15 protein-coding genes are annotated in these 17394 nt (G+C 63.5%); 7 read left to right on the forward strand and 8 right to left on the reverse strand.

What is annotated here, in order from left to right:
- Nucleotides 1–3 precede the first annotated feature (3 nt).
- Entirely contained in the window at nucleotides 4–1074 is a 1071-nt protein-coding gene (locus tag MUU55_RS03420; RefSeq protein ID WP_244759349.1) for a D-alanyl-D-alanine carboxypeptidase family protein, read from the reverse strand.
- A gap of 199 nt (nucleotides 1075–1273) precedes the next feature.
- The gene (locus MUU55_RS03425) at nucleotides 1274–2689 is read right to left on the reverse strand and encodes an aminotransferase (protein WP_244759350.1); all 1416 of its coding nucleotides are present in this window, start codon (nucleotides 2687–2689) and stop codon (nucleotides 1274–1276) included.
- Nucleotides 2690–2923: 234 nt separating this feature from the next.
- Between MUU55_RS03425 and MUU55_RS03430 the strand changes: the two genes are divergently transcribed.
- Genes MUU55_RS03430 through MUU55_RS03440 form a run of 3 tightly spaced genes read left to right on the forward strand, consistent with a single transcriptional unit; the run spans nucleotide 2924 to nucleotide 5780 of the window.
- The gene (locus MUU55_RS03430; protein ID WP_244759351.1) at nucleotides 2924–3841 is read left to right on the forward strand and encodes an ABC transporter permease; all 918 of its coding nucleotides are present in this window, start codon (nucleotides 2924–2926) and stop codon (nucleotides 3839–3841) included.
- The gene (locus MUU55_RS03435; protein WP_244759352.1) at nucleotides 3838–4662 is read left to right on the forward strand and encodes an ABC transporter permease; all 825 of its coding nucleotides are present in this window, start codon (nucleotides 3838–3840) and stop codon (nucleotides 4660–4662) included. The genes MUU55_RS03430 and MUU55_RS03435 overlap by 4 nt, the downstream gene beginning before the upstream one ends.
- Nucleotides 4663–4685: 23 nt before the next feature.
- On the forward strand, nucleotides 4686–5780 hold the full coding sequence (locus tag MUU55_RS03440; protein WP_244759860.1) for an ABC transporter ATP-binding protein: 1095 nt from the start codon (nucleotides 4686–4688) through the stop codon (nucleotides 5778–5780).
- Nucleotides 5781–5840: 60 nt separating this feature from the next.
- On the opposite strand, the gene MUU55_RS03445 is transcribed toward MUU55_RS03440, so the two are convergent.
- The 4 genes from MUU55_RS03445 to MUU55_RS03460 all read right to left on the reverse strand — a co-directional run bounded on the left by MUU55_RS03445 (nucleotide 5841) and on the right by MUU55_RS03460 (nucleotide 8828).
- Nucleotides 5841–6029 carry a hypothetical protein gene (locus MUU55_RS03445; protein WP_244759353.1) on the reverse strand — a complete coding sequence of 63 codons (189 nt, stop codon included), beginning with the start codon at nucleotides 6027–6029 and terminating at the stop codon, nucleotides 5841–5843.
- Between the two features lie 161 nt (nucleotides 6030–6190).
- Nucleotides 6191–7273, reverse strand: coding sequence for an ABC transporter substrate-binding protein (locus MUU55_RS03450; protein ID WP_244759354.1), 1083 nt, complete (start codon nucleotides 7271–7273; stop codon nucleotides 6191–6193).
- A 29-nt stretch (nucleotides 7274–7302) separates the two neighbouring features.
- Nucleotides 7303–7968: a TetR family transcriptional regulator C-terminal domain-containing protein gene (locus tag MUU55_RS03455; protein ID WP_244759861.1), complete on the reverse strand. Its 666-nt coding sequence runs from the start codon at nucleotides 7966–7968 to the stop codon at nucleotides 7303–7305.
- 41 nt (nucleotides 7969–8009) lie between these two features.
- Nucleotides 8010–8828 carry a class I SAM-dependent methyltransferase gene (locus MUU55_RS03460; RefSeq protein ID WP_244759355.1) on the reverse strand — a complete coding sequence of 273 codons (819 nt, stop codon included), beginning with the start codon at nucleotides 8826–8828 and terminating at the stop codon, nucleotides 8010–8012.
- 163 nt (nucleotides 8829–8991) lie between these two features.
- Here MUU55_RS03460 and MUU55_RS03465 point away from each other — a divergent pair, with 163 nt between their 5' ends.
- The 4 genes from MUU55_RS03465 to MUU55_RS03480 are packed head-to-tail and all read left to right on the forward strand — an operon-like array spanning nucleotide 8992 to nucleotide 13629.
- A complete protein-coding gene (locus tag MUU55_RS03465; protein ID WP_244759356.1) occupies nucleotides 8992–10611 on the forward strand; it encodes a phytoene desaturase family protein in 1620 nt (539 codons plus the stop codon).
- Entirely contained in the window at nucleotides 10598–12154 is a 1557-nt protein-coding gene (locus tag MUU55_RS03470) for a phytoene desaturase family protein (protein WP_244759357.1), read from the forward strand. The genes MUU55_RS03465 and MUU55_RS03470 overlap by 14 nt, the downstream gene beginning before the upstream one ends.
- 5 nt (nucleotides 12155–12159) lie before the next feature.
- Nucleotides 12160–13383 (forward strand): aminomethyl transferase family protein, encoded by a 1224-nt coding sequence (locus tag MUU55_RS03475; RefSeq protein ID WP_425314146.1) that lies wholly within the window; start codon nucleotides 12160–12162, stop codon nucleotides 13381–13383.
- Complete coding sequence (locus MUU55_RS03480) at nucleotides 13384–13629, forward strand: aminopeptidase (RefSeq protein WP_244759359.1); 246 nt, start codon at nucleotides 13384–13386, stop codon at nucleotides 13627–13629.
- On the opposite strand, the gene MUU55_RS03485 is transcribed toward MUU55_RS03480, so the two are convergent.
- Nucleotides 13621–14244 (reverse strand): TetR family transcriptional regulator, encoded by a 624-nt coding sequence (locus MUU55_RS03485; protein WP_244759360.1) that lies wholly within the window; start codon nucleotides 14242–14244, stop codon nucleotides 13621–13623. The two genes, MUU55_RS03480 and MUU55_RS03485, sit on opposite strands and share 9 nt — an antisense overlap.
- A gap of 5 nt (nucleotides 14245–14249) precedes the next feature.
- On the reverse strand, nucleotides 14250–17390 hold the full coding sequence (locus tag MUU55_RS03490) for an efflux RND transporter permease subunit (RefSeq protein WP_244759361.1): 3141 nt from the start codon (nucleotides 17388–17390) through the stop codon (nucleotides 14250–14252).
- Nucleotides 17391–17394 lie beyond the last annotated feature (4 nt).

Genomic DNA, 17394 nt, shown 5'->3' on the forward strand with positions numbered 1-17394 from the left:
GCCTTATGAGGGACGTGGCTTCGGCAGCGGCACGTCCTTCACCGTTTCGTCCACCCATGTCTTGATGGTGTGGACCTGCTCGGCAATCCGGTCCTTCAGATAGGTTTCCTGCCCCGGCAGGCCCATCGGATAGAGCGCGTCACGGCTCGCCTCATAGGCCGCCGCCTTGTCGGTGCACAGTTGGATACGCATGTCTTCCGGCACCGCGCCGACCTTGTTCTGCAAGCCCTCGACAGGCCCGGCACCGGTCGGCAGACGGCCATCGAAAGCCTGCGTCAGATATTGCGCCGAGCGTTCATTGCGCTCGCGCTCCGTCGTCGCGCCGAGCACGACCACCATCATGCGCCGGCCGCCCCGCGTCGCAAGCCCGACGATATTGCGCCCGGAGGCACAGATGAAGCCGGTCTTCATGCCGATCGTGCCGCTGAACTGGGTCAAAAGCAGATTGTTGGACTTGATCTCCTTGCCGTCGATCGTGACGGCGGACGCCTGGAAGAAGCGGCGGTAGCCGGGAAACGACCGGTCCACTTCCATGCCGAGAATGGCGAGATCCCGTGCGGTCGTGTAGTTCGCCTTGTCGAACAGGCCGTTCGGATTGGAAAAATGCGTGCCGGTCAGCCCGAGGCGCTCGGCCGTCTTGTTCATCCGGGCGACAAACGCCGCCTGATCGGGGGCCACGGCTTCGGCGAGCGCGACGGCGACATCATTGGCGGAAGCGGTGATGACAGCATAGAGCGCGTCTTCCAGCGTCATCGCGCGCCCGAGCGTCAGGCCGGACTCCAGAAACGCCTGCTTCGTTGCGTTGCGCGTCATCGTCACATGGGTCGACATGGTGACTTCGCCGGCTTTCAGCGCCTCGAACACGACGAGCGCGGTCATCAGCTTGGTCGTGGAGGCGGGATACCACGGCGCGCCCGCATCTTCCTGGTAGAGCACCTGACGGCTGTCGGCATCCACGACCAGCACGGGCGTGGCAAGGGCCGGCGCGCCGGTGAAAAGCGGTCCTAGCGCGAAAAGCGATGCGAAAAGGGCCTGTCTCCTCCACGGCCGTTCTGCTGTTGTGTCGTTGCTCATGTCCATTCTCCGAAGAAGCAGTCCTAATGCCATCATGGGCCGCGTGAGCGCAAGCTTTTGCTGCGGCTCGAAACCGGCGGACCGGCCGCTTCTCCTGCATCGAACACAGATATGACAGCACATAAAAAGAGGCCCGCTTTCGCGGACCTCAAAAGTTTGGACCGGGGAATGGTCGCTCCAAACAAGCCTTTTGAAGGGCTTAGCCCCTCCAGAGCCCCTCGCGGACGAGGTCGTCCATGGTGAGCTCGATGCCCTTGCGCAGGATCGCCGTCATGTCGTCGATCTGCGAAAGCGAGATGGTGAGCGGCGGCGACATCACGCACATGTTAATGAGCGGGCGCACCAGAAGGCCGAGCTCCTGGCAATGTTTGTCGATACGCTTTCCGACTTCCAGATCGAGCGTCAGCGGATTGTTGCTGACACGATCGGCGACGCATTCGACGCAGGCCATCAGCCCGAGACCGCGCACCTCACCGACCAGCGGCAGCTCTTCCAGCGCCTTCAGTCCTGCCTGGAAATGTTCGGAGACCGCCCGTGTATGTGCCAGCAGCCCATTCTCGAGAATGTCGAGGTTCTTCAGCGCAACGGCGCAGCCGACCGGATGGCTGGAATAGGTGAGCCCGTGCGCAAACATCGCCTCCGAATGGTTCGAGCGGCGCAGTTCCTCGAACAGCCGCCCCGCGATCATCACGCCGCCGAGGGGGAAGTAACCCGAGGTGACACCCTTGGCGAAGGTGATCATGTCGGGCTCGATGTCGAAAACATCCTTCGCGGCGAAGACATGGCCGAGCCGGCCGAAGGCCGTCACCACCTCGTCTGCGATGAACAGGATATCGTTGGCGCGGCAAAGGGCGTGCATGCGTTTGAGATAACCCGGCGGCGGCACGATGACGCCGCCGGAGGCCATGACGGGCTCGGCGATGAGGGCGCCAATATTCTCCGCCCCCTTCTCTTCGATGATCTGCCGGAACTCCTCGACGAGGAAATCGCAGAAGGCGTCGACGCTCATGCCGTCTGGTCGGCGGAAGGGATTCGGGCAGGAGAGTTTCACCACCAGTTCGGAGGCGCTGTCCATCCAGTCGTGGTCGCGCGGCCGGCCATTGAGCGAGGCGGAGAGATAGGTCGAGCCGTGATAGCCACCCTGCCGGGAGACGATCAGCTTCTTCTCCGGCCGGCCCTTCACATTGTTCGCGAACTGCATGAAGCGCAGCGCCGTCTCTACCGCCGAGGAACCGCCCGTCGTATAGAAGACGTGGTCGACGCCATCGGGCGCATGACCGGCAAGCCGGGCCGAGAGCACGGCGGACGGCGTGTTGGTCGTGTACCAGGGCGAATTGTAGGAGAGTTCCATGGCCTGCGAGGCCATGACGTCGGCAAGCTCGCGGTTGCGGTGGCCGGTATTGACGCACCACATGCCGGCGGGGCCGTCGATCAGCTTTCGCCCGGCCGCATCCGTCACATAGATGCCCTCACCCGACTCGATTCTTCCGCGCGCCTCCGCACCGATGGAGCCGGAAACCGGCCAGGGCTGCACGAGATGCCGCTCGGCAAGCCGGGTCAGGTCGTCGGCCACCTCTTCGACCGGTTCGTTCGCCGTCTTCGGAATTGCCGCCATGTCCCTCTCCATCGATAATTTGCGAAAAGATTCCGCGATCAACAATATGAAAGATCTCGTATTTCACGATCATATTGAATGTTCGTTCAATCAATATTGCAGAAACGGGGCTTGATTTCAACGGGGATTTGGGCGCATGTTCCGTTTCGGGAACAACGAAGCCGAAAAGGCGACCGCCATGGGAATCGGAAATCTCACCCTTTATGAAAGTTGTCGTCACGGGAGCCTTGCCCGATGACGGCGGCGGCGTTCGGGCCGATCGCTGACACGCCCTCCCCCTCTCGGCGCCGGGCCTGGATGCGGAGCGAAGAGGCCCGCGGCCTCGCCATGATCTCGCCGACCTTTCTCTATGCGCTGGCGCTGCTCTTCCTCCCGGTTCTCATCGTCATCGCCTACAGTTTCTGGACCCAGAACTACCTCGAGATCGACCGCACCTTCACGCTGGAAAACTACCGGCAGGCGCTGACGGAACCGATCTATCGCGACCTCTTCGTCCGCTCGCTGTGGATCTCGCTGACGGTCAGCGTCGTCACCGTCGTTTTCTCCTACCCGGTCGCCTGGTTCATTTCCTTCCATGGCGGCGTGCACAAGAACCTCTGGCTCTTCCTCATCACCGTGCCCTGCTGGACGAGCTACCTGCTGCGCGTCATGTCATGGAAGGTCATTCTGGGCTATGGCGGCGTGATGAACACCGGCCTCATCTCGATGGGCCTCATCGACAAGCCGGTCACCTCGCTGCTCTACAATTCCAATGCCGTCGTCATCACGCTGGTACACAGCTGGGCGGCCTTCGCCATCCTGCCGATCTACGTCTCGCTGCAGAAGGTCGACCGCACGCTGATCGAGGCTGCGCGCGATCTCGGCGACAGCAGGATCAAGGCCTTCTTCCGCGTCACCCTGCCGCTCTCGCTGCCCGGCGTCATCTCCGCCTTCCTGATCGTCATGATCCCGACCGTCGGCGACTATGTGACGCCCCGCCTCGTCGGCGGGAAGGACGGCGTGATGATCGCGACCGCCATCCAGGCGCAGTTCGGCAAGGCTGCCAACTGGCCGCTGGGTGCCGCCCTTTCGGTGACGACCATGGTGCTCGTCTCGCTTTCGGCCGCAGCGATCGTCCTCGCGCTGAAATTCACCATCCGGAGGATCAAATGAGCCTCCTCACCCAGCGCCTGCGCTTCATTCCGTTTCTGCCCATCTATGTGGCGGCCTATTTCCTGTTCCTCTACCTGCCGATCCTGCTTCTGCCGATCTTCTCCTTCAACAATGCGGCGACCACCACCTTTCCGCTCGCCGGCTTCACGACCAAGTGGTACGCCTCGCTCTCCGGCAATTCGGTGATGCTGGAGGCGGCCTGGAACAGCCTGATCGTCGGCCTGTCCGTCTCGCTGCTGTCGACCATCCTCGGCATCTGCGCGGCCCGCGCCATCACGCGCTACCGCTTTCGCGGCCAGCGCGCCGCGGCCGGCCTCATCATGGCACCGCTCTTCCTGCCGGAGATCATCGTCGCCGTCTCGCTGCTGATGATCGTGCTGGCGATGGGCGTCGAGCTGTCGCTCGTCACCGTCATCCTGGGCCAGACGGTGTTCTGCGTGCCCTATGCCATGTCCGTGCTGGTCTCCGGCTTCGAAGGTTTCGACCGCAGCCTGGAGGAAGCCTCCTACGATCTCGGCGAGGCCGCCATCGGCACTTTCCGCCGCGTGACGCTGCCGGTGGTGGCACCCGCCATCGTCTCCAGCCTGCTCGTCACCTTCACCATCTCGCTCGACGAGTTCATCCTCGCCTTCTTCCTCTCCGGCACCGAGCCGACCTTGCCGGTCTATATCTGGGGCCAGTTGCGCTTTGCCGCCAAGCTGCCGGGGGTCCTGGCGCTCGGCACGATCATGCTCGTCGCCTCCATCCTCATGCTCACCCTCGCCGAAATCCTGCGCCGCCGTGCTGAACGCCGCACGCAGCTGGCGCATGCCTTGCCCTAGGAGTTCTTATGAGCGACCGCGCGATGATCCAGATCGAAAACGTGTCGAAATTCTACGGCATCTACAAGGCGCTGGACGATGTCTCGCTGTCGATTGCCGAAGGCGAATTCTTCTCCCTGCTCGGCCCCTCCGGCTGCGGCAAGACCACGCTTCTCCGCTCCATCGCCGGCTTCGAGAACCCGACGGCCGGCGAGATCTATATCGACGGCGTGCCCTCGCTGGCGCTGCCGCCGAACAAGCGGCCGACCAATATGGTTTTCCAGAGCTACGCCATCTTCCCGCATCTCGATGTCGCGGAAAACGTCGCCTATGGCCTGAAGCGGCTCAAACTCTCGCCCGAAGAAGAAAAGAAACGAGTCGGCGATGCGCTCGACATGGTGCGCCTCTCGGGGCTGGGCCAGCGCAAGGCGCATGAACTCTCCGGCGGCCAGCGCCAGCGCGTGGCCCTCGCCCGTGCCCTGGTCATGCGCCCTAAAGTGCTGCTGCTCGACGAGCCACTGTCAGCTCTCGACAAGAAGCTGCGCGAGGAAATGCAGGTGGAGCTGCGCACGCTGCAAAAGGCCGTCGGCATCACCTTCATCCTCGTCACGCATGACCAGTATGAAGCGCTGGCGCTTTCCGACCGCATCGCCGTGATGTTCGGCGGGCGTATCGCGCAGATCGCCAGCCCCAAGGAAATCTATCAGCGCCCGCGCACCCGCAAGGTCGCGGATTTCCTCGGCGGCATGAATTTCCTGAAAGCCAAGGTGCTGGGCGAACAGGGCAATGCCGTCTCCATCGACGCCGCCCGTTTCGGCGCCGTCCAGCTGGAAAAGCCACAGGGTTTTGCCGCCAGCAGCGGCCATGTCACCGTCGGCATCCGCCCGGAACGCCTGCGGCTGCTGTGGGACGACGACCGCGCGCCGCACGAACTTTCCGGCCGCATCGAGAACCGCGCCTATTTCGGCGAGGTCACCCATCTGACGGTCGGTATCGATGGGCTGGAACAGCCGCTGTCGATGGTCGAAACGAACAATTTTGGCGCGGACGATCTGCCGATCGGCGCGGAAATCCGTCTTGCCTACGATCCCGAGGCCTTTGTGCTGCTGGCCGAGGACCCGCCGGTCACACGTATCTAAAAGCAAAGCTCCCGGCGGGCCGGGAGCTTCAAAGCGATCCTATCGGTTTGTTGAAACCGGTCAGTCATCGGACAGCGAAAGCGTGTCCGCCGAACCAGAATACAGGCCCAGGCGAATGCGCTGGCCGTCGGACCAGTTCTGCGCGTGGCTCTGAATCTTGAAAGACCGGTGCAACTCCTCGCCATCTTCAACGACAACGACAATCCAGTCGTCATTGTCGGAACTGAGCGTCACAGAGTTTGGCTGCATAGCCGCCCCCTTTCGTTCACTGGGGCGGAAGCTCCTTAACCTTCAGCAGTGGCGCCCGTATCAATTGCCACCGATGACACCATCCTACTCTCTTTCTTGCGAATGTCGAATGAAGGATACGTGACCCCGCCCCGAAAGGGGCAGGGTCCGCGCCAGCGCCGTCAGTAACCCGACTTGATCTTCTCGAATTCGGCGATCATCTTCTGCCGCAGCTCCGTCGGCATCGGCGACTGGAAGAGCGTGTTGGCGACGAAGGCATCGACGTCGGCATAGCCCTTGTCCTTCAGGATCTTCGGGTCGACGGCCGCCATGCCCTTGGCATTGGAATGGCCATAGCCCCAGCTTTCGACCATATACGCCGCGACGGCGGGGTCGGTGACCGCATTCAGATAATCATAGGCAAGATCGGGGCTCGCTTCGCCCCCCTTCAGCCGCACATAGCCGCAGACCCAGGTCGAAAGGCCTTCCTTGGTATCTTTTTTGATGGCGACGGGCTGGCTCTCGGCCTGCAGGGTCGTCGCCGTCTCGTTCCAGGCCCAGGCGAGATCGACCTCGCCGCTCGCCATCGCCTGGCTCAGGTCCGTATTGTCCGTCCAGTATAGGCGCACATTCTTGTGCACCTCGCGCAGGAAGGCCGAGGCCTCCTGGAACTGCGCATCCGTCATCATCGTCCAGTCCTTGAGACCGATGGCAAGACTTGCCAGCGCGTAGGCGTCATCGACATTGTCGCCGATCGACACGCGGTCCTTGAATTTGGGATCGGCGAAGGCCTTGAGCGAGGCGACCTCCTCGGGTTTGACCGTGTCGGTGCGATAGGTCAGCACCGTGTTGCCCCATTCGAAGGGAATGAACCAGGCGGTCCCGTCGTCAGACGTCATCAGGTTCTTCATCGCCTTGAAATTCGGCAGCACATCGTTCCAGGAGGCGAGCTTGGCCGTGTCGAGCGGCTCCAGAAGCCCCGCCTCGCGCCACTTCACCACACTCTGCGAGCAGGGATGCGCCACATCCGCCTTGAAGCCGGAACGCAGCTTCTGAAACGCCTCTTCCTCATCGCCGAAGAAGGAGAAATCCGGCTCGGCACCGGCCTTCTCGGTATATTTCGGGTGGAAGGCGGGATCCTCGTAGCCGGACCAGTCGAAGACGGTCAGGCTATCGGCGGAGAAGGCAGGAAGGGCGGGGCCGAGGGCAAGGACGACGGTAAGCGCCGCCGTTGTAAGATACCTGGCCGTTTTTGCAGTCGTCATGCCGTTCTCCTTCCCCGTTTTCGGGTTCCCTATTGTGGTTTTGGTCCTTGCAAAGTGAGATGCTTCGGGAAGGCCACGACGACGAAGGCGATGGCCGCCTCCAGCGCCTTTTCCCGCGTTGTGCCGTCGCCCATCATCAGGCGCAGCCACAGGCCTTCCAGCATGGCGCAGAGCGACAGCGCCATCGGTTCCGGTTCGTAATCGTAGCCGCCCTCCGCCTTGAGGTCGGCGCAGAGCGCGATCACCGTCTCCTGGTATTTGACGTCGCGCGCGCCGCACAGCGCCTGATAGGTCGGCCGAGACTTGGCCTCGCCCCAGAAGGCGCACCAGGCAGCGAGCTTGCGCTTCGTGCAGATTTTTCTATCGAAATCCGCATGCACGATGGCCCACAGACGGCTGGCAATGCTGGGACCGGCCTTTTCGAGCGCCGAATTCCAGTGGTCGCCATACTCCTCCGACATGAATTGCAACGTGGCGATGAGCAGGTTTTCCTTGCTCTCGAAGTGGAAGTTGACGATGCCGCGGGACAAGCCCGCACCATCGGCCACATCCGCCAGCGTCGTATCGGAATAGCCGCGCTTGGCCAGCGAATCGATCGTCGCCTCGATGAGCTGCTGCCGTCTCGTTTCCTTGGACGCCTTGCGGCCCCGCTTCTCGCCGTCACCCGAGCTCTGATCAGCCCCGCCTGCCCGCATCTTCACCGTTACCTTGCCCTTGGGATTTTTCAGCACGACCGTCATGGGCGAATTCCCGCGGCCGGCCTGCTTGCGCGCAGATGAGTGGGACAATGCTCTCCGCTGTCAAGAACCTTCTGCATGGCGGTCCAGGTGCGGATGTTCTTGGCGACATAGACCTCGCCGACGGCCGCAACAGCCTCCGCATAGAGCGGCCCTTTCAGCCGCGCCAGTTCGCCGCGCGCCACGTCGCGATACCAGGCATTGCGGCTCTCCGCGATGCCGTCGGCAAAGCCCGCCTGCGCCATCGCCCGCAGATATCGGCACGACGACGCCATGCCGAAGCTCAGCCCTTCTGCGGCGATATAGTCCTGCATATCGGGGCTCGGTTCGCCGTCATGACCAATCAACCAATCCGAAGCGGCAAGCACACCGCCGGGCTTCAGCACGCGGAACAGTTCCGCAAACAGCGCCTCCTTGTCCGGCACATGGATCATCGCATCCTTGGAGAAGACGACGTCGAAGGCACCGTCATCGAACGGCAACCGTCCCGGCGGGCTCGCGATGAACCGCGCGATGGACGAAAGCCCCTGCGCCACCGCAGCCGCCTTCGCCCGTTCGATGACGGGTTGCTCGACATCGTAGCCGACGATCTCCGCCGGACGGTAGGTCCTGGCGATATGCAGCGTGATGCCGCCGGCGCCGCAGCCGAAATCGAGAATGGACTTGCCCGTGAGATCGATGCCCGCAAGCACGCGATCGACTTCAGCCGGGCCGCCGGGCGAAAGATAGCCCTCGCCCCACATCACGCCGAGGAAGCGGATCGCCGCCTCGTCATATTCGGGTTCCGCCGCTGCACCATCCTCGACTGCCGCCGTCATGGCTTCCCTGCTCTTGCGGCCGCATGGCCGGTGCGCTTTCCAATGGATCGAAATTCTAGCGCATAATCAGGCGATTGCAAGATACTTGCTGAATGATCATTCAGAATATCTGGACAACATTTTGCTTTTGATGCAGCTTTTAGAAACAAGGGAGACATCAAAAATGCAAAAGTACGATGCCCTGATCGTCGGCGGCGGCCATAACGGGCTGGTAACGGCCTGTTATCTCCAGCGCGCCGGCCTCAACGTTCTCGTCGTGGAAAAGAACGGCTGGGTCGGCGGTGCAGCCACCAGCCGCGAGCTGACGCCCGGCTTCCTTTACTCCAACTGTTCCTATGTGTGCTCGCTGTTTAGGCCGGAGATCATGCGCGATCTCGAATTGCCGAAACACGGCCTGCAGGTGATCTCCTATGAAGGCGGCGCGGTCTTCACCCGCGACGGCGACTACCTCGCCTCCTACCGCGACCACGACAGCCACCGCCGCGAATTCGCCCGCTACTCGAAACGCGATGCGGAAGCCTACGAGCGTTATGCCCGCGACGTGACGCGCCAGTGCCGCTTCATCCAGCCGCTCCTGATGCGCACCGCGCCCGACCCGTTCGGTTTCCGCCCGCGCGATATCTCGGAGCTGCTCTATCTCGCCAAGAAGTTCGGCGAATTCAGCCCGCACGAAATGGCCGAGACGCTGCGCTTCTGGACCATGTCGATCTCCGACTTTCTCGACGAATATTTCGAGACCGACGTCATCAAGGCCTATCTCGCGCTGTCGGGCATCATCGGCACCGCACTCGGCCCGATGTCGCCCGGCACGGCCTATGTCCTCCTCCACCACTATATGGGCGAAGTCGACGGCTCCGTCGGCGCCTGGGGCTATGCCCGCGGCGGCATGGGCGCGGTGACGCAAGCACTGTCCCGCTCCTTCCAGGCCTCCGGCGGCACGATCCGCACGGATGCGGAAGTCTCGAAAATCCTGACACGCGGCGGCCGTACCACCGGCGTCGTGCTGGCCAATGGCGATGAGGTGCGCGCCGATCTCGTCGTCTCCAATGCCGATGTGAAGCGCACCTTCTTGAAGCTCGTCGAAGAGACGGACCTGCCCGGCGACTTCGTCCACCGCGTCAAGCATTTCAAGATGCGCGGCTCCTCCGGCAAAGTGAACATCGCGCTCGACAGCCTGCCGGAATTTCCGGCGCTGCCCGAAGGCTCGAACTGCATTCGCGGCGACATGCATTTCACCGACAGTATCGAGCGCATGGAACGTGGCTACGACGCCTGGAAGGCCGGACGCTGGTCAGCCGATCCCTTCCTCGACATGATGATCCCCACCTTGCTCGACCCGACCATGACCTCGCCCGGCAAACATTTCATGAGCTGCTTCGTGCAATATTGCCCGCCGAAGGTGGAAGGTCGCGACTGGACGGACGCAGACCGCGACGCCTTCGCCGAGACGGTCATCAGCCAGATATCAGATTATTCGCCCGGCTTCCGCGACCGCATCGTGCATATGGAAGTGCGCACGCCGCGCGAGATCGAGGCGGAAGTCGGCCTCACCGAGGGCAATATCTTCCAGGGCGAATTGACCTTCGACCAGCTGCTCTTCAACCGGCCAGTGCCCGGCTATGCGCAATACCGCAGCCCCATCCATGGGCTCTATATGTGCGGCTCCTCCACCCATCCGGGCGGCGGGGTGATGGGCGCGCCCGGCCGCAACGCCGCCGCCGAAATCCTGCGTGACCTCAAGCGTGCCCCCGAACAGATGAGCAAAGCCCATGACGTCATTTGATGCCATCGTGATCGGCGCCGGCCACAACGGCCTTGCCGCCGCCACCCGCCTCGCCAAGGGCGGCCGCCGCGTTCTGGTGCTGGAAGCGGCAAACGAACCGGGCGGCGCCACGCGTGGCCGGGAATTTTCACCCGGCTTCCGTTCCGCCGGCCTCGCCCATCTCGTCAACCGGCTGGATGCGGAAGTCGCCAAGGATATCGGCCTCGACCTCAAGGGCCATGAAACGCTGCTGCCGACGACGGTGCTCGACGGTTCCGGCAAGGCGATCACGCTCAACGGTGCCTATGGCGAGAGCATCGACGGCGTCTCCGCTGAGGAACAAGCCGCCTTTGCGGCGATGCGCAAGAAACTCATCTTCCAGGCGGGTATCCTGAAACGCTTCCTGCGCCGCCCGCCGCCGCAGATCGGCGCGGTCTCGCTCGGCGATCTCTCGACCCTTGCCGGCGCCGGTCTCAGCCTGATCCGCAAGGGTCGCAGCGAGGGCCGCGATTTCCTGCGCATGCTGTTGATGAACGTCGCCGACGTCACCGACGAATACCTGACGGACGACCGCCTCAAGGGCCTACTCGCCTTCGACGCGACGCTCGGCATCCATCTCGGCCCGCGCTCGCCAACTTCCCTGCTCGGCCTCTATTACCGCCTGACCGGTGACGTCGCCGGCCGCACAGGCGGGCAGTTCGTACCGTCAGGCGGCATGGCGAGCATCGCCCCCGCCTTCCGGAGCGCGGCGGAAAAAGCAGGCGTCACCATCCGCTGCGCGACACCCGTGGCCCGCATTCTCGCCGATCGCGGCCGTGCCAGCGGCGTCGTTCTCGGCGACGGCACGGAGATCACGGCACCCGTCGTCGTTTCGGCGGTGCATCCGCAGACGACGTTCCTGCGCCTCGTCGATCCCGCCGAAAGCGGCACCGGCTTCGTGCGCTCGGTGAAGAACGTGCGCAGCCACGGCAATGTCGCCAAGCTCGATCTTGCACTGGACCGCATCCCCGATTTCACCGGCCTGCCGGCGGAGGCCCGCAACGGCCGCATCGTGCTGGTGCGCTCGAAGGAACAGGTCGAGACGGCCTTCAACCCGGCGAAATACGGCGAATTCTCCACCGACCCGGTCATGGAGATCACGCTGCCGAGCCTCTCCGACCCGTCGCTTGCACCCTCCGGGGCCTGCACGCTGTCCGCACTCGTGCAATATGCGCCCTACCGTCTCAAGGCCGGCTGGGAGCATGGCAAACCGGCCTTCCTCAAGATCGTGCTGGAGGTGCTGGAGCGCAACGCGCCCGGCATCGGCAAATCCATCCTCGCCGCCAATCTAATGACGCCGGTCGATATCGAGGCGGAATACAATCTGCCCGGCGGCCACTGGCATCACGGCGAATTGCAGGCCGACCAGCTGTTGGTCAACCGCCCGACGGGGGCGGCATCCGGCTACAAGACGCCGATCGAGGGCCTCTATCTCGCCAGCGCCGGCGCGCATCCGGGCGGCGGCATTTCCGGCCTGCCGGGCTGGAACGCCGCGCGCCACATCCTTTCGGGAGCGACAGCATGAACGCCATGACGAAATCCGCCGCCGACCTGCGCCGCGCCGCCCGCGACCACATCCGTGTGCCCCGTCTCGAAACGCCGTTCCACGAGCGCCTCATGGCGATCAGCGAGGTCAACGACTGGTACAATTGGGCGGGATACAAGGCGCCGCATTCGCTGACCGACGGCGAGCTCGAATATTTCGCCATCCGCTCCACCGCCGCGCTATTCGACATTTCCCCCATGGTGAAATACCGCATCGCCGGTCCGGATGCGGAACGCTACCTCAATCGCCTGACGCTGCGCGATGTGCGAAAACTCGGCGTCAACCGCGTGCACTACACCGCCTGGTGCGACGACCACGGCCATGTGCTCGACGACGGCACGCTGTTCCGGCTCGGCGAACAGGAGTTCCGCGTCTGCTGCCAGGAGCGCCACCTGCCCTGGCTGCTCGACAGCGCTTTCGGCTTCACGGTCGACATCCGCGAGGAGACGGAGGAAATCGCCGGTCTCGCGCTGCAAGGCCCGACCAGCTATGCCGTGCTGCGCGATGCCGGCTTTGCCGGCGTGGAACGGCTGAAACCCTTCGATATCGCCACCTTCCCGCATGAGGGCGGCGAAGTCACGATCTCGCGCACCGGCTTTACCGGCGATCTCGGTTACGAACTCTTTGTACCGCGCGCCAGAGCGCTCTCGCTCTGGGATCGGCTGTGGGCGGCCGGCGAGCTCCATGCGATCCGCGCCATCGGTTACGGCGCGCTGAACCAGACGCGCATCGAGGCGGGCTTCATCGTCGCCAATGCGGATTTCATGACAGCCGAGGCGGCCCTGCGCGCCGATCGCGTGCGCATGCCGGACGAAATCGGCCTCGACTGGCTGGTCGATCCGGACAAGCCGAACTTCAACGGCCGCCGCGCCATCCTCGATGCGCGGCGGAATCAGACTCTCAAGCACATCCTGGTAGGCCTTGAAATCGAAGGGAATATTTCCGCCGAACACGCCATCGTCTACCACAGGCAGAAGCATGAAGCAGGCCTCGTCACCGCCGCGACCTGGTCACCGACGGCCAAGCGCAACATCGCCATTGCCAGCCTGGAGCGGCCCTACGGCTCGAAGTTCACCGAAGACCTCTGGGTCGAGATCTATGCGATGCGAGAGTTGAAATACCAGAAGATGATGAAGCGCGCGAAGATCGTGCCCCGCCCCTTCGTCAAGCTCCCCCGCCGCACGGCCACTCCGCCGGGCCTCAAATAAATGGACGAGGAAACCCGCCGCAACTGGGAGATCATCGCCATGCCACCCGGCGCCGAATGGTCCGGGCGCGCGCGTTATGCGGCGGCGATGTATTTCTGCCAGCGCGGCGAGATGGCGCCGGAGGTGCTGGAAATCTACCGCATCTGTTCGCGGCTCGATGCGGAGGATCCGGTCTCCGTGCTGCGCCGCTGGCATGTGGGTGCGGAATGGATCGAGAGGCTCGAGGCTTTCCGCCAGTCAGGTTGACGGTGTAGGCGCTGAGTAGGTGGCAAAAAGCCGACGCAGCGCATCCTTGCCTTCGCTGGCGATATCGAACCGGCGGCCGAACAGCAGCCATTCAGAGCACAGGCCCTTGATGACCCAGCGCAGCATCGAGGCGGCCGAACGCGGCGTCCAAGCGCCGCCGAGCTTGCCCTGCCCCTGCGCTTTCACGAAGGCCGCCTCCAGCGCCTGCATGTGCTCGTCGTCGATATCGTTCTGCCGCTCGGAAATGACGGCGAATTCGCCGGTGTGGTCGCAACGCAGGAGAATGGAAAGGATACGCTGGCGGTGCTCGTCCTCGGCCAGCAGCTCCAGCCATTCGCGGCCGACCCGTTCGAGCACGCCGAAGACATCGGCATTCTCGGCTTCCAGTTCGCGGGCGATCAGCTCTTCCTGCGGCATAGGCAGCGAATTGTAGAGTTCCAGCACCAGATCCGCCCGGTTGGCGAAGTGCCAGTAGATGGCGCCGCGGGTAACCCCCGCGGCGCGCGCCACATCCTCCATGGAGGCATGGGCGACACCTTTTTCGTAGAAGACCTTTTCCGCCGCCAGAAGGATTTGCTGGCGGGTTTCCTTGGCCTCTGCCTTGGTCCGGCGCATGGCGCCTACTCCGCCGGGCTTGTTGCCGCCGGAGCCGGCTCCTCGTTTTTCTTTTTGCCGTAGCCGAACAGCTTCATCACGAAGACGAAGAAGACCGGCACGAAGAAGACGGCGAGCACGGTGGCGGTGATCATGCCGCCCATCACGCCGGTACCGATGGCGCGCTGGCTGCCCGAGCTTGCGCCGGTGGCGATCGCGAGCGGCAAAACGCCGAGCGTGAAGGCGAGCGAGGTCATCAGGATCGGGCGGAAGCGCAGGTGGCAGGCCTCGATGGTCGCATCGATCAGCGACTTGCCGTCCTCCATCAACTCCTTGGCGAACTCGATGATCAGGATCGCGTTCTTCGCCGACAGGCCGATGATCGCGATCAGGCCCACCTTGAAGTACACGTCGTTCGACATGTCGCGCAATGTCACCGCGATGACCGCACCGATGACGCCGAGCGGCACGACGAGGATGACCGCGAACGGGATCGACCAGCTTTCATAGAGTGCGGCGAGGCACAGGAACACCAGGAGGATCGACAGGCCAACCAGGATCGGTGCCTGTGAGCCGGACTGGATTTCCTGCAGCGACTGGCCCGTCCATTCATAGCCGAAGCCCGGCGGAAGCTGGGCGGCAAGCCGCTGCATTTCCGCAATCGCGTCACCGGAGGAGAAGCCCGGCTTCGTGTCGCCGCTGAAGCGGACGGAGGGATAGCCGTTGTAGCCGACCGTCTGGGTCGGCGCCATCGTCCACTCCGCCGTTGCGAAGGCGGAGATCGGCACCATGCCGCCGGAGGCGTTCCTCACATTGAGGTTCAGGAGATCGGCCACCTGCATGCGTTCGTTCTGGTCCGCCTGGACCGTCACGCGCTGCATGCGCCCGGCATTCGGGAAGTCGTTGACATAGGTCGAGCCGAGATTGGTCGAGATCGTCGTGTTGATGTCGGCGAAGGTCACACCGAAGGTGTTGGCCTTTTCGCGGTCGATCACGACATTGACCTGGGCCGCGTCCGGCATGCCTTCGACGCGCACGCCCACCACGACATTGCTCTGGGCAGCGAGGCCGAGAAGCTGGTCGCGCGCGGCCGAGAGCGCCTGCTGGCCAAGACCGGCGCGGTCCTGGAGGCGGAACGAGAAGCCGCCCGTGGTGCCGAGCCCCTGGATCGGCGGCGGCGACAGCGCGAAGCTGATCGCATCCTTGATCTGGCTCATCGCCATACTCGCCCGGCCGGCAATCGACTGTGCTGCATCCTCCGGACCGCGTTCGGACCAGTCTTTCAGCGTCACGAAGGCAAGACCGGCATTCTGGCCCGCACCGAAGAAGGAGAAGCCGTTGATGCCGACGATGGTGTCGACGGCTTTTTCCTGCCCGAAGATCTTTTCGGTCTGCGAGAGCACTTCGTCCGTACGGTGGCCGGTCGCTTCCGAGGGCAATTGCATCATGACGATCACGAAGCCTTGATCCTCGTCCGGTAGGAACGACGACGGCAGCTTCATGAACATGTAGCCGAGACCCACGAGGATCGCGAGATAGATCACCATCACGCGGCCCGTGCGGCGCACGAGCCAACCCACGCTGCCGCTATAGGCATGCGAGGTACGGTCGAAACCGCGGTTGAACCAGCCGAAGAAGCCGCGCTTGGTGTGGTGATGGCCCTTCGGCACCTGCTTAAGGAAGCTGCCGGCAAGCGCCGGGGTCAGCGACAGCGCGAGGAAGGCCGAGAACAGGATCGAGACGACCATCGTCAGCGAGAACTGCTGATAGATGACGCCCACGGCGCCGGGGAAGAAGCCCATCGGAATGAACACCGAGGCGAGCACCAGCGTGATGCCGATGACGGCGCCGGTGATCTGCTTCATCGCCTTGCGTGTCGCCTCCTTCGGCGGCAGCCCCTCTTCCGACATGATGCGCTCGACGTTTTCGACGACGATGATTGCATCGTCGACGAGAATGCCGATGGCGAGCACCATGGCGAACATGGTGAGCACGTTGATCGAGAAGCCCATGGCGAGCATGACGGCGCAGGTGCCGAGCAGCGCAACGGGCACGACGAGCGTCGGGATGATCGTATAACGGATGTTCTGCAGGAACAGGAACATCACGAGGAACACGAGGCCGACGGCTTCGAGCAGCGTGTGCAGAACCTTCTCGATCGACACCTTCACGAAGGGCGACGTGTCATAGGGGATCGAATATTCGAGGCCCGGCGGGAAGAACTTGGCAAGCTCGTCCATGCGCGCCTTGATCGCGGCCGAGGTTTCCATCGCATTGCCGCTCGGCGAAAGCTGCACGCCGATGGCGGCGGACGGCTGGCCGTTGAGGCGGGTTGAGAAGGAATAGGTCTCGCCGCCCACTTCCACGCGCGCGACGTCGCGCAGGCGCACGGCGGAGCCGTCCGCATTGGCGCGCAGCACGATGGCGCCGAACTCTTCCGGCGTCGTCAGCTGACCGCGAATATTGACCGGAGCCGCGATCTGCTGGGTGATCGGATTGGGCTGCGCGCCGATGGAGCCGGCGGCGATCTGAGCGTTCTGCGCCTGCACGGCGGCCGTGATATCCGCAGCCGTCAGGTTGAGGCCGAGCATCTTGGCCGGATCGAGCCATACGCGCATCGAACGCTGGGTCGCAAAGAGCTGTGCGCGACCGACGCCGGGCACGCGCTGGACTTCCGAGAGCACGTTGCGGTTCAGATAATCGCCGAGGCTGATGGCATCCATCGAGCCGTCCGTCGAGGTGAGCGAAACGATCAGCAGGAAGCCGGAGCCGGCCTCTTCGACCTGCACGCCCTGGCGGCGCACAGAATCGGGCAGGCGCGGTTCAACGCGACTGATGCGGTTCTGCACGTCGACGGACGCCTGCGACGGATCGGTACCCGGCGCGAAGGTGATGTTGATTTCGGCCGAGCCCGAAGCACTCGAGGTCGACTCGAAATACAACATGCCCTCGACGCCGTTCAGCTCATCCTCGATGAGCTTGGTGACGCTCTGGTAGGTGTCCTGCGAGGACGCGCCGGAATAGGTGGTCGAGACCGAAATCTGCGGCGGGGCCACATCCGGATATTGCGAGATCGGCAGCAGCGGAATGGAGATGGCGCCGGCGATCATGATGAAGATCGCGACGACCCAGGCGAAAATCGGCCTGTCGATAAAGAAACTGGGCATCGTT

The organism is Shinella curvata (assembly GCF_022899935.1).
Classification (GTDB): domain Bacteria; phylum Pseudomonadota; class Alphaproteobacteria; order Rhizobiales; family Rhizobiaceae; genus Shinella; species Shinella curvata.